Below are 21,039 nucleotides of genomic sequence, written 5' to 3'. Positions count from 1 at the left end.
GCCAGTCGGGCGCGGGCCCGGCGCCCGCCACGGCCGGGGCGGGCGCGTGGTCCGGCGCCCGGTGCCGGGGCTCGGGGCGCGGCTCCGGCTCCTGCGCGGGCGGGCGCACGGGCCGCGACCGGCCGCCCCGGTGCCGCTCGATCAGCGCCACCGCGCCGGCCGGCAGCCACGCCGACGCCGTACCGCTGTCGTCCCCGCCCGAGGAGAACAGGTGCGGGGCGAGCTGGGCCTGGAGGTCCGCCGGGGTGGGCCGCTGCTCGGGCTCCATCCGCATGCAGGACTCGATGAGCGGTCGCAGTTCGTCCGGCAGCCCCTCCAGGTCCGGTCCCTCGCGCAGCAGCATGAAGACGGTCTCGACCGGGTTGGCGCCGTGGTAGGGAGGGTGCCCGGTGGCGGCGAACACCAGGGTGGAGCCGAGGGAGAAGACGTCGCTGGCGCCCGTCACGCTGCGCGAGTCCCGGGCCTGCTCGGGCGACATGTAGGAGGGGGTGCCGACGGCGACGTTGGTCATCGTCAGCCGGGTGTTGGACACCCCGGAGGCGATGCCGAAGTCGATCACCCGCGGACCGTCCTCCACGACCAGCACGTTGGACGGCTTCAGGTCGCGGTGGACCAGGCCGGCCCCGTGGATGGACTGGAGGGCCTCGGCGACCCCGGCGGCCAGCCAGCGGACGGCCTGCACCGGGAGCGGCCCGCACTCGTTGACTATCTCCTCCAGGGACGGCGCGGGCACGTACGCGGTCGCCAGCCACGGCACCGCGGCGCGCGGATCGGCGTCCACGACGGCGGCCGTGTAGAAGCCGCTGACGGCGCGCGCCGCCTCGACCTCGCGGGTGAAGCGGACGCGGAACAGCTGGTCCTCGGCGAGCTCGGAGCGCACCGTCTTGATCGCCACGCGCCGCCCGGACGCCGAGCGGGCGAGGTAGACCAGCCCCATGCCCCCGGCGCCGAGTCGGCCGAGCACCTCGAACGGGCCGATCCGCCGCGGATCGTGCTGCGTCAGCTGCTCCACCACTTGCCTGCCACCTCCCCGTAGGGGTCGACGAAACGCCGCCCCGTGCAGCTTCTCACCGCCGTACCGGTCCCCGCGGTCCGACTGCGATTCTTCCTGGCGAAGCCCTCGGTTGCGAACCGGGGGGCGGTGAGTCGCCCGATCCGGGTCCGGCGGAGCCGCCGCCGCGCCCCTCGGTCTCCCTCAGGAGGCCGTGGAGGTGTCGAGGACCCCGAAGCGCGCGCCCTGGTTGTCCACGAGGATGGCGTAGCGTCCGAAAGGCGTGTCCTGGGGGCCTTCGACCGTCCGACCGCCCAGACGTGTGGTCGTCCGGACGGCGGCGTCGCAGTCGGCGACCGCGAAGTAGACGAGGAAGTGGGCCGGCATCTCCACCGGGTACGTGTCGTCGATCATGGTACGGCTGCCGATGGCGTGCTCGTCGTCGGCGGGCGCCCCGGCGGGGACCCAGACCATGATGTCCGATGCGGCGCCCGATGCGGCGTCCGATGAGGCGTCCGAGATCCCCTCCCGCGTCTCCTCCGCCCCGGCGGCCTCCCGGGACTCGGCGGCCTCCGCCCCCGGCTCCGTCCCCGGCTCCGGCTCGCCGGGGATCTCGGCCTCCGCGACCTCCACGGTCTCCACGGCCTCCGCCGCTCCCGCCCTCTCCCGCGCCGCGTCCTCGGCCTCCCCGACCTCCGGGGCCGTACCGGCTCCCCCGCCGCCGGCCGGGTACATGCCGAAGCCGAAGACCTCCGCGTAGAAGGCGTCCACGGCCGCCTTCTCCCGGGTGCAGACCTCGGTCCACACGTACGAGCCGGGTTTGCGCGTCACCTCGAAGCCGGTCAGCGTGCCCGGCTGCCACAGTCCGAAGGCCGCGCCGCCCGGGTCGACGGCCGTCGCCACGACCCCGGCCCTGCCCACCGGGGCCGGCTCCGTGACGAGCTGCCCGCCCGCCGCGCGGATGCGCTCGGCGGTCGCCTGCGCGTCGGACGTGGCGAAGTAGAGCGTCCACGCCGTCGGCAGCCGGCCGTCCGGCTTGTGCGACAGCGCGGCGGCCCGGTCGCCGTCGAGGCGGGCCACCGTGTAGGCCCCCCGTTCGGGCGGCGCGGGGTCACCGTACGTCCAGCCGAACAGTTCACCGTAGAAGCGCTTGCCCGCCTCCAGGTCGGGAAGCATCGCGTCGGTCCAGCAGGGCGTGCCCTCCGCGAACGCGGTTCCGGCGTCGGCCATCGTCCGACCCCCTTCCGTACTGTTCTGTCCCGATACGGGAACGCTATCCGGGGATCACCCTTTGTGCAGGAGAACACCCCATTTGGGGTCGGTCGAATCGCGAGCCGATCATCCCTCGGTAAGCTGACGACATGACAGGACAAGTACGAACTGTTGACGGTCGAGTGGCCGGGCGACGCGGCCAGGCGACGCGACAGAAATTGCTCGACTGCCTCGACGAAATGCTCAGCTCGTCGCCGTACCGCGACGTCCGGGTCATCGACGTCGCACGGCGCGCGGGGACCTCTCCCGCCACCTTCTACCAGTACTTCCCCGATGTGGAGGGCGCCGTCCTGGAGCTGGCCGAGGGGATGGCGAAGGAAGGTTCCTCCCTCGCCGACCTGGCCACCGGCCGCACCTGGACCGGCAAGGCCGGCTGGCAGGCGGCGGAGGAGCTGGTGGACGGCTTCCTCTCCTTCTGGCAGAAGAACGACGCGATCCTGCGCGTGGTGGACCTGGGCGCGGCCGAGGGCGACAAGCGGTTCTCCAAGATCCGCGCGAAGGTCCTGAGCAACGTCATCGGTCCCCTGGCCGAGTCCATCGAGAAGCTCCAGGCCAGGGGCCGGGCGGACCAGGCCGTCAGTCCGGCCGCCGTCGCCGGCTCCCTGGTGGCGATGCTCGCCTCGGTGGCCGGGCAGCAGAAGGCCGTCCAGAGCTGGGGCGCCAAGCGGGCCGACCTGAAGCCCAACCTCGCCTACCTGCTCTACCTCGGCGTCACGGGCCGCAAGCCCACCCGGTAGGCCGGCCGTCCGCTTCCGGGGCCGCGCCCTCGTCGCGTCCGCGCCGCCCCGTTCTCCTCCGCTCCTGTCGCCCTGTTCCTGTCATTCACTGACTTTTGTCGCCCACCGCACTTCGTCACCCGCTGCCATCCCCGCCCCCGTCCCCGTCCGGTGCCCCGGTCGGCCGGCTCCTGTCACCGGCCGACCGGGGCACCGCGGTCACGGGGCCGGACGGCTCCGCGGGATTCGCCGGAATTCAGAAGCGGCTGTGGAGGAGCCTGTTCGGCGAGCCCTCCCCCGGCCCCGTCACGCGGCCGGTGCCCGCCGCGTCCAGCAGCGCCCGGGTCACCTGCGCGGGGGTGGCGGTCGGGTGCTCCGAGACGTAGAGCGCCGCCGCGCCCGTCACGTGCGGCGCCGCCATCGACGTGCCGCTCATCGTCTTCGTCGCCGTCGTCGAGTCGATCCCGGTCGACAGGACGGACGAACCCGGCGCGAACAGGTCGACGCAGGTGCCGTGGTTCGACCAGCTCGGCTTGGAGTCGTCCCGGGCCGTCGCGGCGACGGTGATCACGGACGGCTCGCGGGCCGGCGACTGCGTGCACGCGTCGACGCCCTTGTTGCCCGCCGAGACCGCGACGGTGATCCCCGCCTCGATCATCTTCTTCACCGCCGCGTCCTTGGCCGCGCTCGCGGCGCCGCCGATGCTGACGTTGGCGACGGCGGGCTTGACGGCGTTCTTCACGACCCAGTCGTAGCCGGCCAGGACGCCCTCGGTGGAGCCCGAGTTCTCGCAGTTGAGCACCTTCACCGCGACCAGCTTCACGTCCTTGGCGACGCCGTGCGTCTCGCCGCCCACGGTGCCCGCCACGTGCGTGCCGTGCCCGTGGCAGTCGGAGGCCGTCCTGGTGCCGTCGACGAAGTTCCAGCCGTACGAGGCGCGCCCCTCGAAGTCCCGGTGGGCGATGTTGATGCCGGAGTCCACGATGTACGCGGTGACGTTCGGGGCCGTGGCGTCGTAGGTGTAGCCGGCGTCCAGCGGCAGGTCGAGCTGGTCGATGCGGTCCAGGCCCCAGGTCGGGGCGGACTGGATGTCGTCGCCGCGCTCGACGCGGTCGGCCTCGACGTACGCGACCGCCGGGTGGGCCGCCAGGCGCCGGGCCTGCTTCTCGGTGGCCCTCAGGGAGAAGCCCTTGAAGGCCGAGGCGTAGGTGCGCGCGGCCTCGCCGCCGAAGGCGTCGGTCAGCTCCTCCGCCTTCTCCCGCACGTCCCCGGGGGCCTTGAGCGTACGGGCGGCGGTGCCGGAGTCCTTCAGCACCACGATGTACCGGCCGTCCAGAGCGTTCGGCGCCCCGGCGCCCCGGACGACGCCCAGGGGGGCGGTGTCCGGGTCGGGAGTGGCGGCTCCCGCCGTCGCGACCGTGGTGCCGGCGAGGACGAGCGCCGCGACGGCGGCGCCCATGGCTATGCGGGGTCTTCTCGGTCTCTTCACCGTGGGTCTCTTCACCGTCGTTCTCTTCACCGTGGATCTCTCTTCGATGGGGGGTGGGGCATGAAAGTGGTCACGGTTCCGTCCATGACCGGCGTTCGCGGGGCATCGGGTCGGCCGCGGTGTCCGCGCCGGGGGCCGCGTCGGGGTCCGCGAGGTCCGGCGCCTCGGCCGCCGACGTCCCGCCTCCGTCACGCCTCATGCGGCGGCACCCTAGTGCCGCCGGCCCGCGGGTGTCACCGGTCCGCGGCGCCCCGCCGAGGACCGCACGCGAGGCCGTCCCTCCGTGCCGTCGACCGCGGTCCCGTGCGTCCGGCGAGGACGTGAGCGGCGGTGCCCCCCGACCGCGCGTACGGCGTGCCGAGCACACTGAGGGCATGACGACGGATACAGCGACGGACGGACGGCCGTTCCCGGTGGTGCGGCTGCCGGAGTTCACCCGGGCCGACCTGGACGAGATCTCCGGAGGCGCCGAGGACCCCTTCGAGGTCTCGGCGTTCTCCCTGACCTGGCGGCCCAAGGAGGAGCACTTCGGCGTCCGCCGGAACGGGCGCCTCGTCGCGCACGCGGGCCTGGTCACCGTGCCGTTGACGGTCGGGGGCGTCCACACCGAGGCGGTGGGCCTGGGCGGCGTGATCGTCGCCCCCGAGCTGCGGGGGCGCGGGGTGGCGCGGGCGGTCGTCACGGCGGCCGTGGAGCACGCCCGCGGCCTGGGTCCCCGGTTCGGCCTCCTGTTCTGCCTGCCGGACAGGGTGCCCGTCTACGAGCGCCTGGGATGGCGGGAGTTGGCGGAGGACGTCGTCGTCGAACAGCCCGACGGGCCGGTGGTCGTGCCGACGCGCCGCATGTGGACGCCGCTGCGCCCGGGGGCGCACTGGCCGCCCGGACCGGTGCGCCTGCTGTCCCTGCCCATGTGAGCCGCCCGTGTGAGCCGCCCGTGTGAGCCGCCGTCCGTCTCATCGCTCCGGAGCGGCGGGCGTACGGGGGAGTATCGGGGCTAAGCTCTATCGCCATGCCCATGTCCGACAACAGCAGACCCGTGCACATCATCGGAGCGGGCCCCGGTGGGTTGGCCACCGCCGCCGCGCTGCGGAAGCGCGGCATACGGTCGGTCGTGCTGGAGAGGTCGGACGCCGTCGGGGCCTCCTGGCGCGGCCACTACGACCGGCTGCGCCTCCACACCACCCGCCGCCGGTCCGCGCTCCCGGGGATGTCGATCCCGCGCTCGTACGGGCGTTGGGTGCGCCGCGACGACCTGGTGCGCTACCTGGAGGAGTACGCGCGCCGCCACCTGCTGGAGGTGGCCACGGGGGTGGAGGTCACCCGGATCGACCGGGCCGACGACGGGAGTTGGGTGGTGCGGGCCAACGGCGGCCGGGAGCTGGTCTCCCCCGTGGTCGTGGTGGCCACCGGCTACAACCACACCCCGCGCGTGCCCGACTGGCCGGGCCGCGACTCCTTCGAGGGCGAGTTGCTGCACGCCCGCGGCTACCGCAACGCCGAGCCGTACGCGGGCAAGGACGTGCTGGTGGTCGGCACCGGCAACACGGGCACGGAGATAGCCCTGGACCTCGCCGAGGGCGGCGCGGCCCGGGTGCGGCTCGCGGTCCGCACCCCGCCCCACATCCTCCGCCGCTCCACGCTGGGCCGGTCCGCCCAGGCCAACGCCGTCGCCGTGCGGCGGCTGCCGGTGTGGATGGTGGACGGCATGGCCCGGGGGCTGACGAAGGTGACGATGCCGGACCTGTCGGCCCACGGGCTGCCGCGTCCGAAGGCCGGGCTGTACACGCGCGTCAAGCAGGGCGCGGTCCCCGTCCTGGACACGGGCTTCGTCAAGGCGGTGCGCAAGGGCCGGATAGAGCCGGTCGCGGCCGTGGAGTCCTTCGACGGGCCCGAGGTCGCCCTCGCCGACGGCACCACGATCACCCCCGACGTCGTGATAGCGGCCACCGGCTACCGGCGCGGCCTGGAGGACATGGTCGGCCACCTCGGCGTGCTGGACGACCGCGGCATGCCCCTCGTCCACGGCCCCCGCGAGCTGCGCACCGCCGCCGGCCTGTACTTCACCGGCTACACCAACCCGATCAGCGGCACGCTGCGCGAACTGGCCATCGACGCGCGGAAGATCGCCCGGGCCGTCGCCCGCACGACGACCGGCTGAGCGACGGGCCGGGCGACCGGTCCGGCCGCCGTCACGCGCCGACGGCCGGCGCCGGGCGACCGCGGATCACCAGCGCCATCAGGGCCGCCATCGCGCACAGCGCGCCCGAGGCCACCCACACCGGGTCGTAGGAGCCGAAGGCGTCGCGGGCCATGCCGCCGACGACGGCGACGATCCCGGCGCCGACCTGGTGGGAGGCGAGCACCCAGCCGAAGACGATCGCGCCGTCGGAGCCGTAGTGCTCGCGGCACAGGGCGATGGTGGGCGGGACGGTGGCCACCCAGTCCAGGCCGTAGAAGACGATGAAGAAGACCATCGGCGGGCGGACGTCCGGCGCCAGCAGCAGCGGCAGGAACACCAGCGAGACGCCGCGCAGCGCGTAGTAGACGGCGAGCAGCCGGCGGGAGTCGAAGCGGTCGGTGAGCCAGCCGGAGAACACCGTGCCCACGATGTCGAAGACGCCGATGACGGCCAGCAGCGAGGCGGCGATCGTGATCGGCATGCCGTGGTCGTGGGCGGCGGGCACGAAGTGGGTCTTGACCAGGCCGTTGGTGGAGGCGCCGCAGATGGCGAAGGTGCCCGCGAGCAGCCAGAACGGGCCGGTCCGCGCGGCGCTCAGCAGGACGCGCACGGCGCGGCCGGCGGCGCCCCGCACGGGTGCGGGCTTGGGCACGAACTCCGTCGCGCCGTACGGCGGCAGCCCCACGTCGGCCGGGTGGTCGCGCAGCAGCAGCCACACCAGCGGCACCACCGCCAGCGCCGCCAGGGCGACGGTCACGGCGGCGGGGCGCCAGTCGTGGCGGTCGACGACCCACGACAGCAGCGGCAGGAAGACGAGCTGCCCGGAGGCGCCCGCCGCGGTGAGGACACCGGTGACCAGGCCCCGGCGGGCGACGAACCAGCGGTTGGTGACGGTCGCGGAGAACGCCAGCGCCATCGAGCTGCTGCCCAGGCCGACGAGCACGCCCCAGGACAGCACGAAGTGCCAGGTCTCCGTCATCAGGACGGCCGAGCCCGCCCCGACGGCGATGAGGGCGAGCGCGCAGGCCACGACGCGACGGATGCCGAAGCGGTCCATCAGGGCGGCGGCGAAGGGAGCGGTCAGCCCGTAGAGCGCGAGGTTGACGGAGATCCCGAGGCCGATCGCACCGCGCGACCAGCCGAACTCCTCGCGCAGCGGGTCGATCAGGAGACCGGGCAGCGAGGCGAAGGCCGCCGCGCCGACGATCGTCAGGAACGTGACGGCGGCCACGTACCAGGCGGGGTGGACGCGCGGGGCGCGGCGGGCGGCGGGCGCGGGACGGACGTCCTCCGCGCCCTTCGGAGGCAGGGTCTGGGTCACGCGTCCCACCCTGGCCGGCGAGGTCGCGCGGAACGAGTGGCCCGAAGGCCATCATGTGCAAGGATCGGGCCATGACGTCAGTCGCACCCGCCGCTCCTCCGGCCCCCGTCCCGGGCCCGGTCTTCCGGCATTCCGGGCGCCACCGCGTCGCCGTCTTCGTCCGCCACGGCCTGCTGCCCATCGAACTCGGCATTCCGCACCGGATCATGGGCCGGGCGCTCTCGGCCGAGGGAGAGCCGCTGTACGAGGTCGTCACCTGCGCCCTCGAACCCGGTCCGGTACGCACCGACGCCGACTTCGCCATCACCGTCGAGCACGGCCCCGAGGCGCTCGCCGAGGCCGACACCGTGATCGTCCCGGCCGCCCACGAGAACGACGCGCCCCACACCGAGGGCCGCCTGACCCCGGCTCAGGAGGCCGCGTTCGCCCTCCTCCGGCCCGGCACCCGTACCGCCTCGATCTGCACCGGCGCCTTCGTGCTGGCCGCGGCCGGGCTGCTCGACGGGCGCCGCGCCACCACGCACTGGCGGGCGTGCGACCACTTCCAGCGGCTCTATCCGGCCGTGCGCGTCGATCCGGACGTGCTCTACGTGGACGAGGGCGACGTCCTGACCTCGGCCGGGGTGGCCTCCGGCATCGACCTGTGCCTCCACATGGTGCGCACGGACCACGGCGCGGCGGTGGCCAACGACGTGGCCCGCCGCACCGTCGTACCGCCCCACCGCGACGGCGGGCAGGCGCAGTTCGTCCGGCGGCCCGTGCCGGAGCCGCGGATCCACACCACCGGGGCCGCCCGCGAGTGGGCGCTGCGGCACCTCCACCGGCCCGTGACGCTGCGCGAGTTGGCGGAGAAGGAGGCGATGAGCGTGCGGACCTTCACCCGCCGGTTCCGCGAGGAGGTCGGCATGAGCCCCCTGCGGTGGCTCACCCGGCAGCGGATCGAACGCGCCCGTCACCTGCTGGAGAGCGGCGACCTGCCGGTGGACCGGATCGCGGAGCAGGCGGGCTTCGGCACGGCGGCCTCGCTGCGCCGGCACTTCCAGGAGGCGCTCGGCGTCTCCCCCAGCGCGTACCGCCGCACCTTCCGCGCCGGCGCCCGCCGTTGACGGACGGCGGGCGCCGGGGCGCGAGGCGGGGGTACGGGCCGGACGTGCGAGACGGGTGGCGGCGCGCCCGTACGCGCCCCGAGCACGGCACGGCGGGCCGCCACCCGACTCCGGCGCTCGGGCCCTGTCGCTCCCGGCGGAGCGTCCGACGCCGGACCGCGTCCCGTACTCGCCAAGGCGCCCGGGGCGCTTCGACGTCCCCTCGCGACGGGATCGCTGCCTCAAGGGTGATCAAACAGGCACGTTTCGTCAACACCCAGCAGGAGTCGGGCATCGCTCCCGCGCCGTGCCCGGCGCGGACGGGGCGTCAGGTGCGGACCGCCCGGGTGCGCTCGCGGTCGTGGGCGTCGCCCAGAAGCGTTTCGGCGGGCGCGGCCCGTCCGGTGTCCCCGGCGTCGACGGCGCCCGTGCCCGCCGTTCCCGTGCCGTGTCCGCGGTCGAGTTCGCACCAGATGCGCTTGCCGGCGCCCTCCTGCCGCCAGCCCCAGCGATCGGCGAGGCCGCAGACCAGTTCCAGACCGCGCCCGCTGGTCTCCTCCTCCTCGGCCCGTCTGCGTCTCGGCGGTCTGCTGCTGGTGTCGACGACCTCGATCCGCGCCGTTCCGCCGCCCGCCACCAGGCAGCCGGAGAGGACTATGCGCAGCAGGGCGGGACGACCGGTGTGGACAACGGCGTTGGTGACCAGTTCGGAGACCAGCAGGACCAGGGTCTCCACCAGAGACTCGTCCGCTCCCACACCGAACCCGGCGAGGCGTGACCGGGCCCACTCCCGGGCCTTCCCCACCTCTCTGGGATCGGTTCCGACCTCCAACTGCGCCTGAAGCATCTGCACCCTTCACACCATCCTGCCCGGGAGCACATGGCCGCGCGCCGACGCGAGACCACCGTCCGTTCCCCCGGTGCAGGACAGCCTGATGGACCCGCGGTCGCGGCAACAAGCGCTTCGGGCATATTCCGGCGCAAAGGAGTAGCGTTACCGCATACTGTGCGACGCTCCGCGCGGGGACTCGAACGCCCGAGCCCGAGTACGTCAACAGCCGTTCTTCTCGGGCCTTTTCGTGATCGACCGAGGCCATGAAGCGACAGCGGCGGTCGTCGCCGTCCTCGGCGCCCCGACGGGCTCGGGCACCATCCGCGTCACCCACGTCGTCCGGCGCCGGACCACCGCCCACGGCGAGGAGCCGGACGCCCCCCGGATCGCCTCGAAGCGGACGGCGCGCGGCCGTCCGACGGGGCGACAGGGCCGGCGGCGGCCCGCCGTCAGGCGCTGAGGGGGCTCGCGGTGTCGTCCGTGGCGGCGTCGAGGTCCGGGTAGCAGTCGAAGAGCCGCCGGACGCCGAGCGCCGCGAGGACGCGGTTGACGTGGGAGCCGTCCACCGCGCCCTGGGCGGGGAGGATCAGCCGGAGCCGCCCCGCGCACGAGCGCATCAGACGGCGCGAGGCTATGAGGACGCCGACGCCGCTGGAGTCGCAGAACAGCACCTGCGACAGGTCGAGCACGAGGCTCCGGCGGCCGTCGGCCACGGCGTCGTGCACCCGCTGGCGGACCGACGGGGAGGTGACGAGATCCAGCTCGCCCGACACCCGCAGAACGGCCCACTCCCCCCGCTCCTCCTCGATCACCTTCAACGACACGAGTCCGTAGTCCCTTCGTCCGCCGACACCAACCGGAACAGTCTCTTCTCCGTCCTCTTCCCCGCGGCGGCCGTCCCCGCCGGCCTCCGTCCGAACAGCCGTAGACCACGACCCTATGTCGAATCAGGTCTCACCCTCTCCCCACTTCCGGTCACACCCGCATAACACGGCGCCGAATTCGGACAGGAACGAACCGGTCCGACCTCCGACAAGGCGCCCAAAGCGACCGATTCGCCGCCGTGCACCCCCACTCCCGGACGGTCGTTGCCGTAAAGGCGGGCATCCTGTCAGCCCCTGCCACTACATTCGAGATGAACAGGAGGGCCGGGGGGTGGAAATGCCGAACGAGACACCGAACGGGACGCCGAGGGAGACGGCGGTCGAGACGGCGGCCGGGACACAGCCTCACCGGGACCACGAGATGCGGTGGCGGCTGGCGCGGGGCGAGGAACCCGCGCTGGGCGAACTCTACGACGGATACGCCTCGATGGTGCACGGCCTCGCCCTCCGCTTCCTGGACGACCAGGAGGCCGCGGACCGGATCGTGGGCGAGGTCTTCGCCGAGGTCTGGGAGCACCCCCTGGCGTACGAGCCGAAGCGGGGCTCGCTCCGCTCCTGGCTCGTCGAACTCACCCACCGGCAGTCCGTGCGGCACCTGTGCGAGCGCATCCCCTGCGGGGAGTCGTGCGAGGGGCTGGAGGAGCGGGTCCGCACCGCGTCGGCGGTCGCCCGCGCGGACCTCATGGCCACCGCCATGCCCGTCTCGCTGCGGGACGCGCTGGAGTTGACGTACGCCCGGCGCCGCGACTACCGCGCGGTCGCCGCCGAGCTGGGCGTGAGCGAGGACGAGGCACGCCGGCGGTTGCGCCTGGGACTGCGGATGCTGTCCACGGCCGTGACGCGCACGGTGCCGGGGTCCGGCGCCGGGAGGGCCTCGTGAGCCTCCCCGAGAGCCGGCCGCGGGGCGGCGGTCCCCCGGACGACGGGCCGGCCGGCGGCGAACCGGCGGGTGAGGACGGCACACCGCCTCCCGACGGGAACGTGCCGCCCGGATACGACCACTTCGCCCTGAAGTCCCTGCTCGGCGCGTGGGCCCTGTCCGCCTGCTCGCCCGAGGAGACCGCCGCCGTCGAGGCGCACCTGACCGGCTGCGCCTCCTGCGCCGACGAGGCGCTGCTGCTGCGCGAGGCCGTGGGCCTGATGCACCGCGAGGAGACCCTGGACCTGGACCCCCGACTCCGCTCCCGCGTGCTGGAGGAGTGCCTGCGCCGCCGCCCGGCCGAACTCCCCCTGCCCCGGTGGGCGGCGCCGTACGACGCGGAGACCGCACGGCTGGACGCGCTGCTGCGCGACATGGGCGACGGGGAGTGGAACACCCCGGTACGGCTGCGCTGGGCGGAGGGCGAGCGCACGCTCACGCTCTGCGGGGTGCTGGCCCACCTCGGCTCGGTGGACGGCCTCGTGGCCACCACGCTCGGCCTCCCCGACCCGCTCGGCCCCGGCGCCCCGCGCACGGTGGACGAGCGCACGGAGGCGGCCATCGAGCGCTGCCGGCAGCACGGCCCGCCGTTCGTCCGGAACAAGTGGCGCACCCAGACCAGGAACGTCGTCCGCACGGCGACCCTCCGGGCCGCGGAGGTGGCCGACCTCCCGGTGGACTTCACCCACGCCCGGCGACCGGTGCGCGAAGCGCTGGTCGGCCGGGCGTTCGCGTGCTGGATCCACGCGGGGGACATCGCGGCGGCGATCGACTACCCCTACGGGCCTCCCGCGTCCGAACACCTGGGCCTGATGGTGGAGTTCTCCGTGCGGCGCCTGCCCGCGGCCCTCGCGGCCCGCCGGCGCGCCGGACTGGCCGCCCCGCCGCGCCGGCTGACGGCGGCGGGCGCACCGGGCCGCACCCTCCGTCTGGAGATCGAGGGCCGCGGCGGCGGCGACTGGTACATCCCCCTGGACTCCCCGGCCGCCCTGGCCACCCCGGAGCGGACGGTCGCCCACCTGGCGATGGAGGACACGGAGTTCTGCCTGCTGGCGGCGGGGCACGTCCCGCCGCAGGAGGCGGCCGCGGGCCAGGAGGGCGACCGGGAGGCGATCCACGACGTCCTGTGGGCCGTGGCCTCGCTCTCCCGTCTGTGACCCCGCCCGCGCGCCCTGCCGTGGTCCCCGGAGGACCCCGGCGTCTTCCGGGGGCCTCCGGGGTCGGGCCCCGGGCTCAGGGACTCAGGAACTCAGGGGCTCAGGCGAAGACCACCGTGCGCCGGCCGTTGAGCAGGACGCGGTGCTCGCTGTGCCACTTCACCGCACGGGCCAGCGCCTGGCACTCCACGTCCCGGCCGATCGCCACGAGCTGCTCGGGCGTGACCTCGTGGCCCACCCGTTCCACCTCCTGCTCGATGATCGGCCCCTCGTCCAACTCGGCGGTGACGTAGTGGGCCGTGGCGCCGATCAGCTTCACGCCGCGCGCGTGGGCCTGGTGGTACGGCCGGGCGCCCTTGAAGCTCGGCAGGAACGAGTGGTGGATGTTGATGATCCGGCCCGACAGCTCCTTGCACAGGTCGTCCGAGAGGACCTGCATGTAGCGGGCGAGCACCACCAGCTCCACGTCCTCGTCCCGGACGAGCTTCAGCAGCCGCGCCTCCGCCTCGGGCTTGGTGTCCTTGGTGACGGGGATGTGGTGGAAGGGGATGTTGTAGGAGGAGACCAGCTCCTCGAAGTCCGTGTGGTTGGAGACCACGGCCACGATCTCCACCGGCAGCGCGCCGATGCGGGTGCGGAACAGCAGGTCGTTCAGGCAGTGGCCGAACCGGCTGACCATCAGGATCACGCGCATCCTGTCGCCCGCGCGGTGGATCTGCCAGTCCATCTGGAAGGAGTCGCCCACCGCCGCGAAGCTCGCCCGCAGCTTCTCCAGGGTCACCGGCGCCTCGGCGCTGAAGTGCACCCGCATGAAGAACAGTCCGGTGTCGCGGTCTCCGAACTGTTGGCTGTCCTCGATGTTGCAGCCGGTCATGAAGAGGTAGCTGGAGACTGCGTGCACGATGCCCTGTTTGTCCGGGCACGAGAGCGTCAGGACGTACTGCTCGCGCTCCGCGGACCGTTCGGACTGCTCGGGGAGCGGGGTGGACTGCGGCTGGCTCATGTACACAAGCGTGGCACACCCGGAGGGGCGCTCCGGGAGGGGTCTCAGGCCGCTCCCAGCATGACCGCCAGCACGTCGAGGGAATGAGGCGGTTCGTCCGGATTGTCCCCGTCGTTCGCCGCCAGCAGGACGTGGGCGTCGCGCGCCGCGCGGACGGCCTCCGGCCAGCCGGGGTGCTCCATGTACGCCGCCACCGGGGCGTCCGCGCCGACCTGGTGCATGATCCGCAGGACGCGCAGCACCGCCACGTCGACGAGGGCCGCCTCCTGGGCGTCGCGGAAGATCGTGCCTATGTACTTCTCCGCGGACCAGTTGTCCAGCCAGGTGTCCTCGACCAGACGGTAGACGGCGTCCGTGACGTCGCCGTACCCTGGGCGGCCCGCCAGCCAGCACTCCTGCTGGAACACGGGGTCGGAGAGCATGTGCAGCGCGGAGCGCACGTTGCTGCGCCAGCGCCACCACGGCATGTCTTTGCAGGGCATGCCGTCCATGGTGCTGGAACGACCGCCGCGGCGTGAAGACCTCTCCTGTGCGTGCACGGTCATCGATCGTACGTTCCGCCCGGAAAGCGATCATCGGACCCCCCCTCTGTTCACCTCCCGGTTGCCCTCCGTTCGGTTTTCATCACTCGGCCGTTACAGCCGGAGCGGAATCGTGCTGACCCATGACCGCACGGCGTCGCAAACGTTCCGCCAGGACCACGACCACCCTCGCCGCCACCATGGGGGTCTGCGCGTCACTGCTCACCGGCTGCGGCGTGCTGCCCGGTGACGCGAGAGCCGACAACGGCACCGTGACCGTGATGACATGGGCTCCGCAGGGCACCAAGGCCACCAACATGCCGGGCATGCCGGCCATGGCGGAGGCATATGCACGCTGGGTGAACGCCACCGGCGGCATCAACGGACGCACGCTCCGGGTTCTCACCTGCAACGACCACAACGACTCGGTCAGAGCCGCCCGGTGCGCCCACCGGGCCCGCACCGAGGGGGCGGTCGCCGTCGTCGGCTCCTACAGCCAGCACGGCCGGACGTTCATGGCCGCCCTGGAGTCGGCCGGGATCCCCTACATCGGCGGATACGGCATCACGGACGAGGAGTTCACCAGCCCGCTGTCGTACCCCGTCAACGGCGGCCTGGCCGCCCTGCTCGCCGGGAACGGCCACCAGCTCGCCTCCCGGTGCGAGCAGGTCTCCCTCGTCCGCCCCGACACCGTCGCCGGCGACCAGCTCCCCGAGCTGCTGAACGCCGGCCTCGCCGCGGGAGGACGCGCCGAGGCCGCGGACATCCGCGCGCCCGAGGACTCCTCCGACTACACCGAGCACGCCCGGCGCGCGCTGAAGGGCGTGGGCCTGGACGCCGACGGGGACGGGATCGGCACGGTGGCCGGCGGGGACGCCGACCGGGCGTGCGTCACGGCCGTGCTCGGCGGCCGCACCGACACCTTCTTCGACTCCTTCCGGCGGCTGGGCGAGGAGGGGCCGCGGGTGCGGATCGCCTCGGTGCTCGGCAGCGTGCAGCAGTCCCTGGTGGACCGCACCGGCGGCCCGGAGAGCCAGTGGGAGGGCGCGTACGCCACCGGCTGGTACCCGGCCTCCTCCGACCAGCGCTGGGCGCGGATGAAGCAGGTCGTCCGCGAGCACGCCTTCGGCGACAACCGCATCGACCCGGCCGACCCGGGCGTCCAGACGACGTGGATCGCCTACACCGTGTTCCGCGCCGCGCTGGAGAACGTGGACGGCCCGGTCACGGCCAACTCCGTGCGGCGCGCCCTGGAGACCATGCCCCCGGTGGACACCGGCGGGCTGACGCCCAAGCTGAGCTGGGGGTACGACGACATGCTGGCCGTCCGCGACCACCCGCGGCTGGTCAACTCCATGGTGACCTTCCAGCGGGTCCAGGAGGGCACGCTGACCCAGGTCCGCGAGGACTTCGTCGACGTGCGGAACACCCTGGAGGCCGCGTCCGGGCACGGCTGACCCGTGCCCGGACGCGGGGTCGCACTCGGGTCCGTGCCCGGCCCTACAGCCGGTCGAACCGGCGCTCGGGCAGGCCGTACTCGCGGGCGGTCGGGTTCCACAGCCCGGCCGCCTTCTTCTTCGCCGCCGTGGCCTCGCCACTGGCGCGGTTGCCCTGGGCCGTCCGGCCGGTGGTGCGCGCCTGGCCCTTGTGGCAGCCCTTCTTGCCCGCGACCTGGTCGGCCCACGCCGCGTAGTGGTTGTCCGCCGCGGCGGACGCCTTCCACGCCTTGGTGAGGGAGTCGGCCAGCGCCTGGTGGTCGGGCAGCTCGTCGATCTCGAGCTCGCCCAGCCTGGTCACCAGGTCGTTGCGCTGCCGGGCGGCGTCGCGCAGATCGCCGGCGGCCTGGGCGAGGTTCTTGCACTTCCTGATGTTCTCGACCGACCGGATGACCGCTTCGCGGCTGTCGCCGCTGTCGGCGAGCAGCTTGTCCAGCTCCTTCGCCTGGGCCTCGGCCGGGTCGGTGGTGGGGGACGGGGCCGACGACTCCTCCACCGGGGCGGAGGGCGACGCCGCCGCCCGGGGCTTCCCGGACTGGTCGCCGTCGCCGCTCAGCGCCGCCCCGGCGGCCAGTCCGGCCACGGCGCAGCCCGCGACGACGATCCCGACCACCGCGACGCGCGGCAGGCCGCGCCGCCCGCCCGAGGCGGCACGGCCGCGGGGCTCGTACCCGCCGCCTCCGCCGCCGTACGACGGCCCCTGCCGCGACGGGGGCGAGGGCGGGGCGGTCGCCGGGTCGATGGGCGGGAGCTGCTGGGTGGCGTCGGCGGGCTCGCCGCCCGGCCGGGGGCCGGAGGAGCGGAACAGGCCGTCGAAGTCCGCGGGCGGAGGACGGTCGCCGGGGGTGCCGGGCCGTATCCCGTAGGGGGCCCCGGCGGGCGGCGGCGGAACCGCGCCGCCGTGCCGCGGGGCGGAGGGCGCGGGCGCGCCCTCCGCCGGCAGGGGCCGGCGGAGCACGGTCGTGCTCTCGGTGTCCCGCTCCGGGGCGCCGGGGGCGGACGGGACGGGCCTGATCACCCGGGTCGCGTCGTCGACGTCACCGCCGCCCGCGGGGGCGGCGGCGGCCATCGGGGGCAGCAGCTGGGTCTCGTCGGCCGCCCCGGGCACGGCGCCCGCCGCCGGGGGCTGCGGCGGCACCTGCGGCGCCTGCGGAGGTGCCGCCGGAGGCTGGGGCGTCCACTGGGGCGGCTGCTGGGCCTGCGGCCCGGCCGGAGCCGCCGGCTGCCCGGGCGGCGACGATCGGGGTCCCCACGGCTGCCCCCAGGGCTGTCCCGCCGGCGGGCTCACCTGGGAGTCGCCGCGGCCGGGAATCCACGGCTCACCGTTCGACGGCAGGACAACACCCTCACGCGCCTCGTCGCCCTGTCGGCTGTGCGTCGTCACCGGGACTCCTCGTTCGCCTGACTGTCACGATCGTCGGCTCACGCTACCGGGTCGCTCACGTGCTCGACCACGCCCCCGGAAGTGACGGCCCAGCCTTCCCGTTCCCGGCCGGGACGAAACCCCTCACATCGCCGTTTGCTCACGCCGGGACGAGTTCCGTCTCCAGTCGCTCGGTGAACTCCCTGACCACCTGCTCCTCCCGGTACGGCTCGAGGCGGCCCCGGAAGTCCTCCAGGTACTCCGAACCCCGCTGGGAGCGCAGGCCGCCCAGGAGCTCGACCGCCCGCGCGCCCGTGTGGCAGGCGTGTTCGAGCTCACGCTGCTGCACCCGTGCCGTGGCGAGCAACAGCAGATCGATCGCGCGCCGCCGCGTCCGCCGCTCCGGAAGCCCCGTCAGGGCCTCCTCGGCGCGGCGCTGGGCGGGGATGGGCTGGTTCAGGTCCCGGTGGCAGTGGGCGAGTTCGTCGGCCAGGTAGGCGGCGTCGAAGTGGGCGATCCACTCCGGGTCGTCGCCCGCGTCCGTGGCCGCCTCGGCCCGGTCGAACGCGGCCAGGGCCCGTCCGGCGGCGAGTTGGCAGGCCCGGACGTCGCCCATCAGCGCGTGGCCGCGGGCCTCCGCCGCGTGGAACATCGCCTGCACCCGCGGGGTCACCCGTCCCCGCGCGCCCTCCTGCGCGGCTCGGGCGAGCTGGGCTATCTCCCGTGGGGTGCCGAGCGCGGCGGCCAGGTGGCTCATGCCCGCGGCCAGCACGTAGCCGCCGTACGCCCGGTCGTCCGCGGCCTGGGCCATGCGCAGCGCCTGGATGTAGTACCGCTGTGCCAGGCCGGGTTGCCCGGTGTCCACGGCCATGTAGCCCGCCAGTTCGGTGAGTCGGGCGACCGCGCCGAACAACTCCCGTCCCACCGCGTCCTTGTAGGAGCCCGTCAGCAGTCCGGAGACCACGCTGTTGAGGTAGTGGACGACGACCGGCCGCACGTGGCCGCTGCCGAAGCGGTGGTCCAGCTCCGACAGGGCCGTGGTGGTCTCCCGCACCGCCGCGACGTCCGAGGCCCCCACCCGCGGCCCGGAGGCGCGCGCCACCTGGGGGTCCGGGGGTGTGATGAGCCAGTCGCGGCTGGGCTCTACCAGGGCGGAGAACGTCGCCGGCTGGGCGGTGAGCAGGTCGCGGCGCCCCACGTCGCTGCGCCACAGCTCGCTCGCCTGCTCGATGGCCCCGGAGACGGTGGACGCGAACCGCAGGCCGACGCCGGCGGCCATGTTCCTGCCGCCCGCCATGCCGATCTCCTCGACCGTGACGGTCCGGCCGAGCTTGCGGCCCAGCGCCTCGGCGATGATGGCGGGCGCCCGGCCGCGCGGCTGCTGGCCGCGCAGCCAGCGGGCGACGGACGTCTTGTCGTAGCGCAGGTCGAGCCCGTGCTCGGCACCGCACATGTTGACGCGGCGGGCCAGTCCGGCGTTGGAACAACCCGCCTCCTGGATGAGCGCCTGCAACCGTTCGTTCGGCTGCCGTGCGACCAACGGCCTGGCGGCCATGCGGTCCCCCTCCTGGTGGTGGCCCGTGTTCCGGAGCGCTCGTGGCGTCCGGACGGTCCGGATGGTTGGGACGGCCGGGAGGCGCGGACGCTCCCCTCGCGCCACGCTCGCCCCGCCGAGCGCATATGCCAAGATTTCCGGCACCGCGCCGCACAGGGAACTACCCATCCACAGCCGCCGGTTCATGCACGCGCCCCCGTCCGTGCACCCGTGCGCCCCGCGTGCCGGAGAGATGCTTCCGCACGAATCCATGACCAGGCCGTAACCCTTGGTCACCGGTAAAGTTGTGATGGTCGTGGAGGAGGCCATGAACATCACAACAGCGACAACGTCCGTCGCGGCAGACCCGCACCTTCCCGAGCAGCGCACCGAGCCCTCGGCCGGCCCGATGGTCGAGCACGCGGCGCGTTACGCGGAAGAGCGGCACTGGGACGTATTCCCCGGCACGTGGCTGGAGATTTCGAAGGGTGTACCACGCTGCTCCTGCGGAGCGGCCGACTGCCCGGCGCCCGGCGCGCATCCCGTCCAAGAGGACTGGGCGACACAGGCGACGGGCAGTGCGACGGTGGTACGCCGCATGTGGTCGGACCGTCCGAACGCGTCGGTGCTGCTGCCGACGGGGCGGACCTTCGACATCGTCGAGGTGCCGGAGACCACCGGCTGCCTGGCACTGGCCCGGATGGAACGCATGGAGGTGCGACTCGGCCCGGTCATCGGCACACCCGACGGGCGGATGCTCTTCTTCGTCCTGCCGGGCGGCGCCGCCAAGATCCCCGATCTGGTGCGGAAACTGGGGTGGTCCCCGAACGGGCTCGGGCTGACCGCGCTGGGCGAGGGCGACTGGGTGCCCGCGCCGCCGACCCGGATGGGCACGCGCGGCCCGGTGCTGTGGGTGCGGCAGCCCACGGCGGCCAACCGGTGGCTGCCCGACGCCGAGGAGATCATCTCGCCGCTGGCGTACGCCTGCGGCCGTGACGCCGCCGCGGCGCGCGGAAACTGACCACACGGAAGAAACCCCGAGAAACCCACGGAAGACAACGAGCACGGCGGCCGACCCGACCGGTCGGCCGCTCCCTCGCGCCGTTGCCCGTCGAGGCCGCTCGGCCCGGCGGCATGACGGTACGTCAGGCGGGGAGCGCGCCCTGGAGGAAGGGCTCGACGACCTGCCGCCACTGCTCGGGCTGGTCGTAGTGGACGAGGTGGCCGGCGTCGTCCACCTCGGCGTAGACGCCCTGGGGCAGGACGCGGACCATCTCCTGCGCCTCGGCCCGGCCCAGCTCGCCGTCGATGCCGCGGACCACCAGGGTCGGGCACCGCACCAGGGCCAGCTCCTCCCAGTGCGCCTCGTGGACCCAGGTCTCGCGGATCATCAGCATCTGACGGCGGGAGAACACCGGCCGCCAGCCGTCCATGCGCTCGGCCATCACCTCGGCGAAGAAGTCGCCGCGCGAGGGGTAGGGCCGCTCCAGGAGCGGGTCCTCCTCCCCGAACCACTTGCGGACGTCGGCGAGGGTGGCGAAGGGGACCGGCCAGGTCGCGAACCACTGCTCCCACTCGCGCTGGGACCGCTTGCCCAGCGCCGAGGCCCGCATGTCGCAGATCACCACGGCGCGGACCAGATCGGGACGCTTGGCGGCGAGCTGCCAGGCGGTGAGCGCGCCCATGGCGTGACCGACGAGCGCCACGGGCGCCATGCCGAGCTGCTCGATGACGGCCTCGGCGTCCGCCACGTACGCCTCGCGGTCGAACGGGCCGTCGGTGGGCTTGTCGCTGCGGCCGTGACCGCGCTGGTCGAGGCCGACGGCACGGTAGCGCTCGGAGAGCCAGCGGGCGGTGGTCGCCCAGTGCGAGGCACGGCCCATCAGACCGTGCAACAGCAGTACGCCCGGCGCCTGTCGGTCGCCCCCCGTCTGCACGCCCTTGGGCGGGTCGGCGAACTCCCAGGCCGCGAGCCGCAGACCGCCCGCTCCCCTGACATTGATGCGTCGAACCATGCGTCCTGGCACCCCCATTCCTTCTGTCCGCTCGTCCCCTGCCGGCCTCACGCTATCGAACTTTTATTCGAACAAGCCCTTCTGACGTGCAACACCCCTCTATCGAGTGACACTCGGCGAGTGTCGGCCGCTCGGGCCGAGGGGAGACAGCTACCGGGAGGCGGACCGCTCGGGGACAGAGGTCCGCGGGGAGCGACCCTGGGAGTTCGGGGCTCAGGGTCGCACAGGGGGAAGCGGGGAGGCGGGATCCCGGCGCCACACG

The 21,039-nt window shown here is 73.9% G+C and carries 19 protein-coding genes; 8 read left to right on the top strand and 11 right to left on the bottom strand.

Features of this window, described 5'->3' with window-relative positions; all coding sequences use genetic code 11:
• Together ABD335_RS02340 and ABD335_RS02335 are read right to left on the bottom strand one after the other, a co-directional pair.
• On the bottom strand, positions 1-1,015 hold a 1,015-nt coding region (locus ABD335_RS02340; protein WP_344320325.1), incomplete at its 3' end, for a serine/threonine-protein kinase.
• A gap of 180 nt (positions 1,016-1,195) precedes the next feature.
• Complete coding sequence (locus ABD335_RS02335) at positions 1,196-2,221, bottom strand: VOC family protein (protein WP_344320324.1); 1,026 nt, start codon at positions 2,219-2,221, stop codon at positions 1,196-1,198.
• A 131-nt stretch (positions 2,222-2,352) separates the two neighbouring features.
• Here ABD335_RS02335 and ABD335_RS02330 point away from each other — a divergent pair, with 131 nt between their 5' ends.
• Positions 2,353-3,000, top strand: coding sequence for a TetR family transcriptional regulator (locus ABD335_RS02330; protein WP_344320323.1), 648 nt, complete (start codon positions 2,353-2,355; stop codon positions 2,998-3,000).
• Positions 3,001-3,235: 235 nt separating this feature from the next.
• On the opposite strand, the gene ABD335_RS02325 is transcribed toward ABD335_RS02330, so the two are convergent.
• Positions 3,236-4,468, bottom strand: a complete 1,233-nt coding sequence (locus tag ABD335_RS02325) for a S8 family peptidase (protein WP_344320322.1) — start codon at positions 4,466-4,468, stop codon at positions 3,236-3,238.
• A gap of 374 nt (positions 4,469-4,842) precedes the next feature.
• On the opposite strand from ABD335_RS02325, the gene ABD335_RS02320 reads away from it, so the two are divergent.
• Together ABD335_RS02320 and ABD335_RS02315 are read left to right on the top strand one after the other, a co-directional pair.
• A complete protein-coding gene (locus ABD335_RS02320; protein ID WP_344320321.1) occupies positions 4,843-5,382 on the top strand; it encodes a GNAT family N-acetyltransferase in 540 nt (179 codons plus the stop codon).
• Positions 5,383-5,483: 101 nt separating this feature from the next.
• Positions 5,484-6,626 carry a flavin-containing monooxygenase gene (locus tag ABD335_RS02315; protein ID WP_344320329.1) on the top strand — a complete coding sequence of 381 codons (1,143 nt, stop codon included), beginning with the start codon at positions 5,484-5,486 and terminating at the stop codon, positions 6,624-6,626.
• 31 nt (positions 6,627-6,657) lie between these two features.
• On the opposite strand, the gene ABD335_RS02310 is transcribed toward ABD335_RS02315, so the two are convergent.
• Positions 6,658-7,956 (bottom strand): MFS transporter, encoded by a 1,299-nt coding sequence (locus ABD335_RS02310; RefSeq protein WP_425583528.1) that lies wholly within the window; start codon positions 7,954-7,956, stop codon positions 6,658-6,660.
• A gap of 83 nt (positions 7,957-8,039) precedes the next feature.
• Between ABD335_RS02310 and ABD335_RS02305 the strand changes: the two genes are divergently transcribed.
• A complete protein-coding gene (locus tag ABD335_RS02305; protein WP_344320319.1) occupies positions 8,040-9,074 on the top strand; it encodes a GlxA family transcriptional regulator in 1,035 nt (344 codons plus the stop codon).
• 307 nt (positions 9,075-9,381) lie between these two features.
• On the opposite strand, the gene ABD335_RS02300 is transcribed toward ABD335_RS02305, so the two are convergent.
• Both ABD335_RS02300 and ABD335_RS02295 read right to left on the bottom strand, forming a co-directional pair.
• The gene (locus tag ABD335_RS02300) at positions 9,382-9,906 is read right to left on the bottom strand and encodes an ATP-binding protein (RefSeq protein WP_344320318.1); all 525 of its coding nucleotides are present in this window, start codon (positions 9,904-9,906) and stop codon (positions 9,382-9,384) included.
• 428 nt (positions 9,907-10,334) lie between these two features.
• Positions 10,335-10,709 (bottom strand): STAS domain-containing protein, encoded by a 375-nt coding sequence (locus ABD335_RS02295; RefSeq protein ID WP_344320317.1) that lies wholly within the window; start codon positions 10,707-10,709, stop codon positions 10,335-10,337.
• A gap of 337 nt (positions 10,710-11,046) precedes the next feature.
• Here ABD335_RS02295 and ABD335_RS02290 point away from each other — a divergent pair, with 337 nt between their 5' ends.
• On the top strand, positions 11,047-11,649 hold the full coding sequence (locus ABD335_RS02290) for a sigma-70 family RNA polymerase sigma factor (protein WP_425583527.1): 603 nt from the start codon (positions 11,047-11,049) through the stop codon (positions 11,647-11,649).
• On the top strand, positions 11,646-12,845 hold the full coding sequence (locus ABD335_RS02285; protein WP_344320316.1) for a zf-HC2 domain-containing protein: 1,200 nt from the start codon (positions 11,646-11,648) through the stop codon (positions 12,843-12,845). Before ABD335_RS02290 ends, ABD335_RS02285 begins: the two co-directional genes overlap by 4 nt.
• Before the next feature lie 100 nt (positions 12,846-12,945).
• Here the strand turns inward: ABD335_RS02285 and purU are convergent, their stop codons facing one another.
• Positions 12,946-13,848, bottom strand: a complete 903-nt coding sequence (gene purU / locus ABD335_RS02280) for a formyltetrahydrofolate deformylase (protein ID WP_344320315.1) — start codon at positions 13,846-13,848, stop codon at positions 12,946-12,948.
• Positions 13,849-13,892: 44 nt separating this feature from the next.
• The gene (locus ABD335_RS02275; protein ID WP_344320314.1) at positions 13,893-14,393 is read right to left on the bottom strand and encodes an SCO4402 family protein; all 501 of its coding nucleotides are present in this window, start codon (positions 14,391-14,393) and stop codon (positions 13,893-13,895) included.
• Positions 14,394-14,512: 119 nt separating this feature from the next.
• Between ABD335_RS02275 and ABD335_RS02270 the strand changes: the two genes are divergently transcribed.
• Complete coding sequence (locus tag ABD335_RS02270) at positions 14,513-15,826, top strand: ABC transporter substrate-binding protein (RefSeq protein WP_344320313.1); 1,314 nt, start codon at positions 14,513-14,515, stop codon at positions 15,824-15,826.
• 43 nt (positions 15,827-15,869) lie between these two features.
• Here ABD335_RS02270 and ABD335_RS02265 read toward each other — a convergent pair whose 3' ends face one another.
• Positions 15,870-17,249 (bottom strand): hypothetical protein, encoded by a 1,380-nt coding sequence (locus ABD335_RS02265; RefSeq protein ID WP_344320312.1) that lies wholly within the window; start codon positions 17,247-17,249, stop codon positions 15,870-15,872.
• 139 nt (positions 17,250-17,388) lie between these two features.
• Entirely contained in the window at positions 17,389-18,783 is a 1,395-nt protein-coding gene (locus ABD335_RS02260) for an NsdA family TPR-like regulatory protein (protein WP_344320311.1), read from the bottom strand.
• A 307-nt stretch (positions 18,784-19,090) separates the two neighbouring features.
• Between ABD335_RS02260 and ABD335_RS02255 the strand changes: the two genes are divergently transcribed.
• Positions 19,091-19,783, top strand: a complete 693-nt coding sequence (locus ABD335_RS02255) for a bifunctional DNA primase/polymerase (RefSeq protein ID WP_344320310.1) — start codon at positions 19,091-19,093, stop codon at positions 19,781-19,783.
• A gap of 124 nt (positions 19,784-19,907) precedes the next feature.
• Here ABD335_RS02255 and ABD335_RS02250 read toward each other — a convergent pair whose 3' ends face one another.
• On the bottom strand, positions 19,908-20,777 hold the full coding sequence (locus ABD335_RS02250) for an alpha/beta fold hydrolase (RefSeq protein WP_344320309.1): 870 nt from the start codon (positions 20,775-20,777) through the stop codon (positions 19,908-19,910).
• Positions 20,778-21,039: the final 262 nt, after the last annotated feature.

The sequence above is a fragment of the Streptomyces macrosporus genome (genome assembly GCF_039533145.1).
In the GTDB taxonomy this organism is placed as follows: Bacteria; Actinomycetota; Actinomycetes; order Streptomycetales; family Streptomycetaceae; genus Streptomyces; species Streptomyces macrosporus.
The sequence above is the reverse complement of the archived record's forward strand: the minus strand, read 5'-3'. Positions and strand labels throughout refer to the sequence as shown.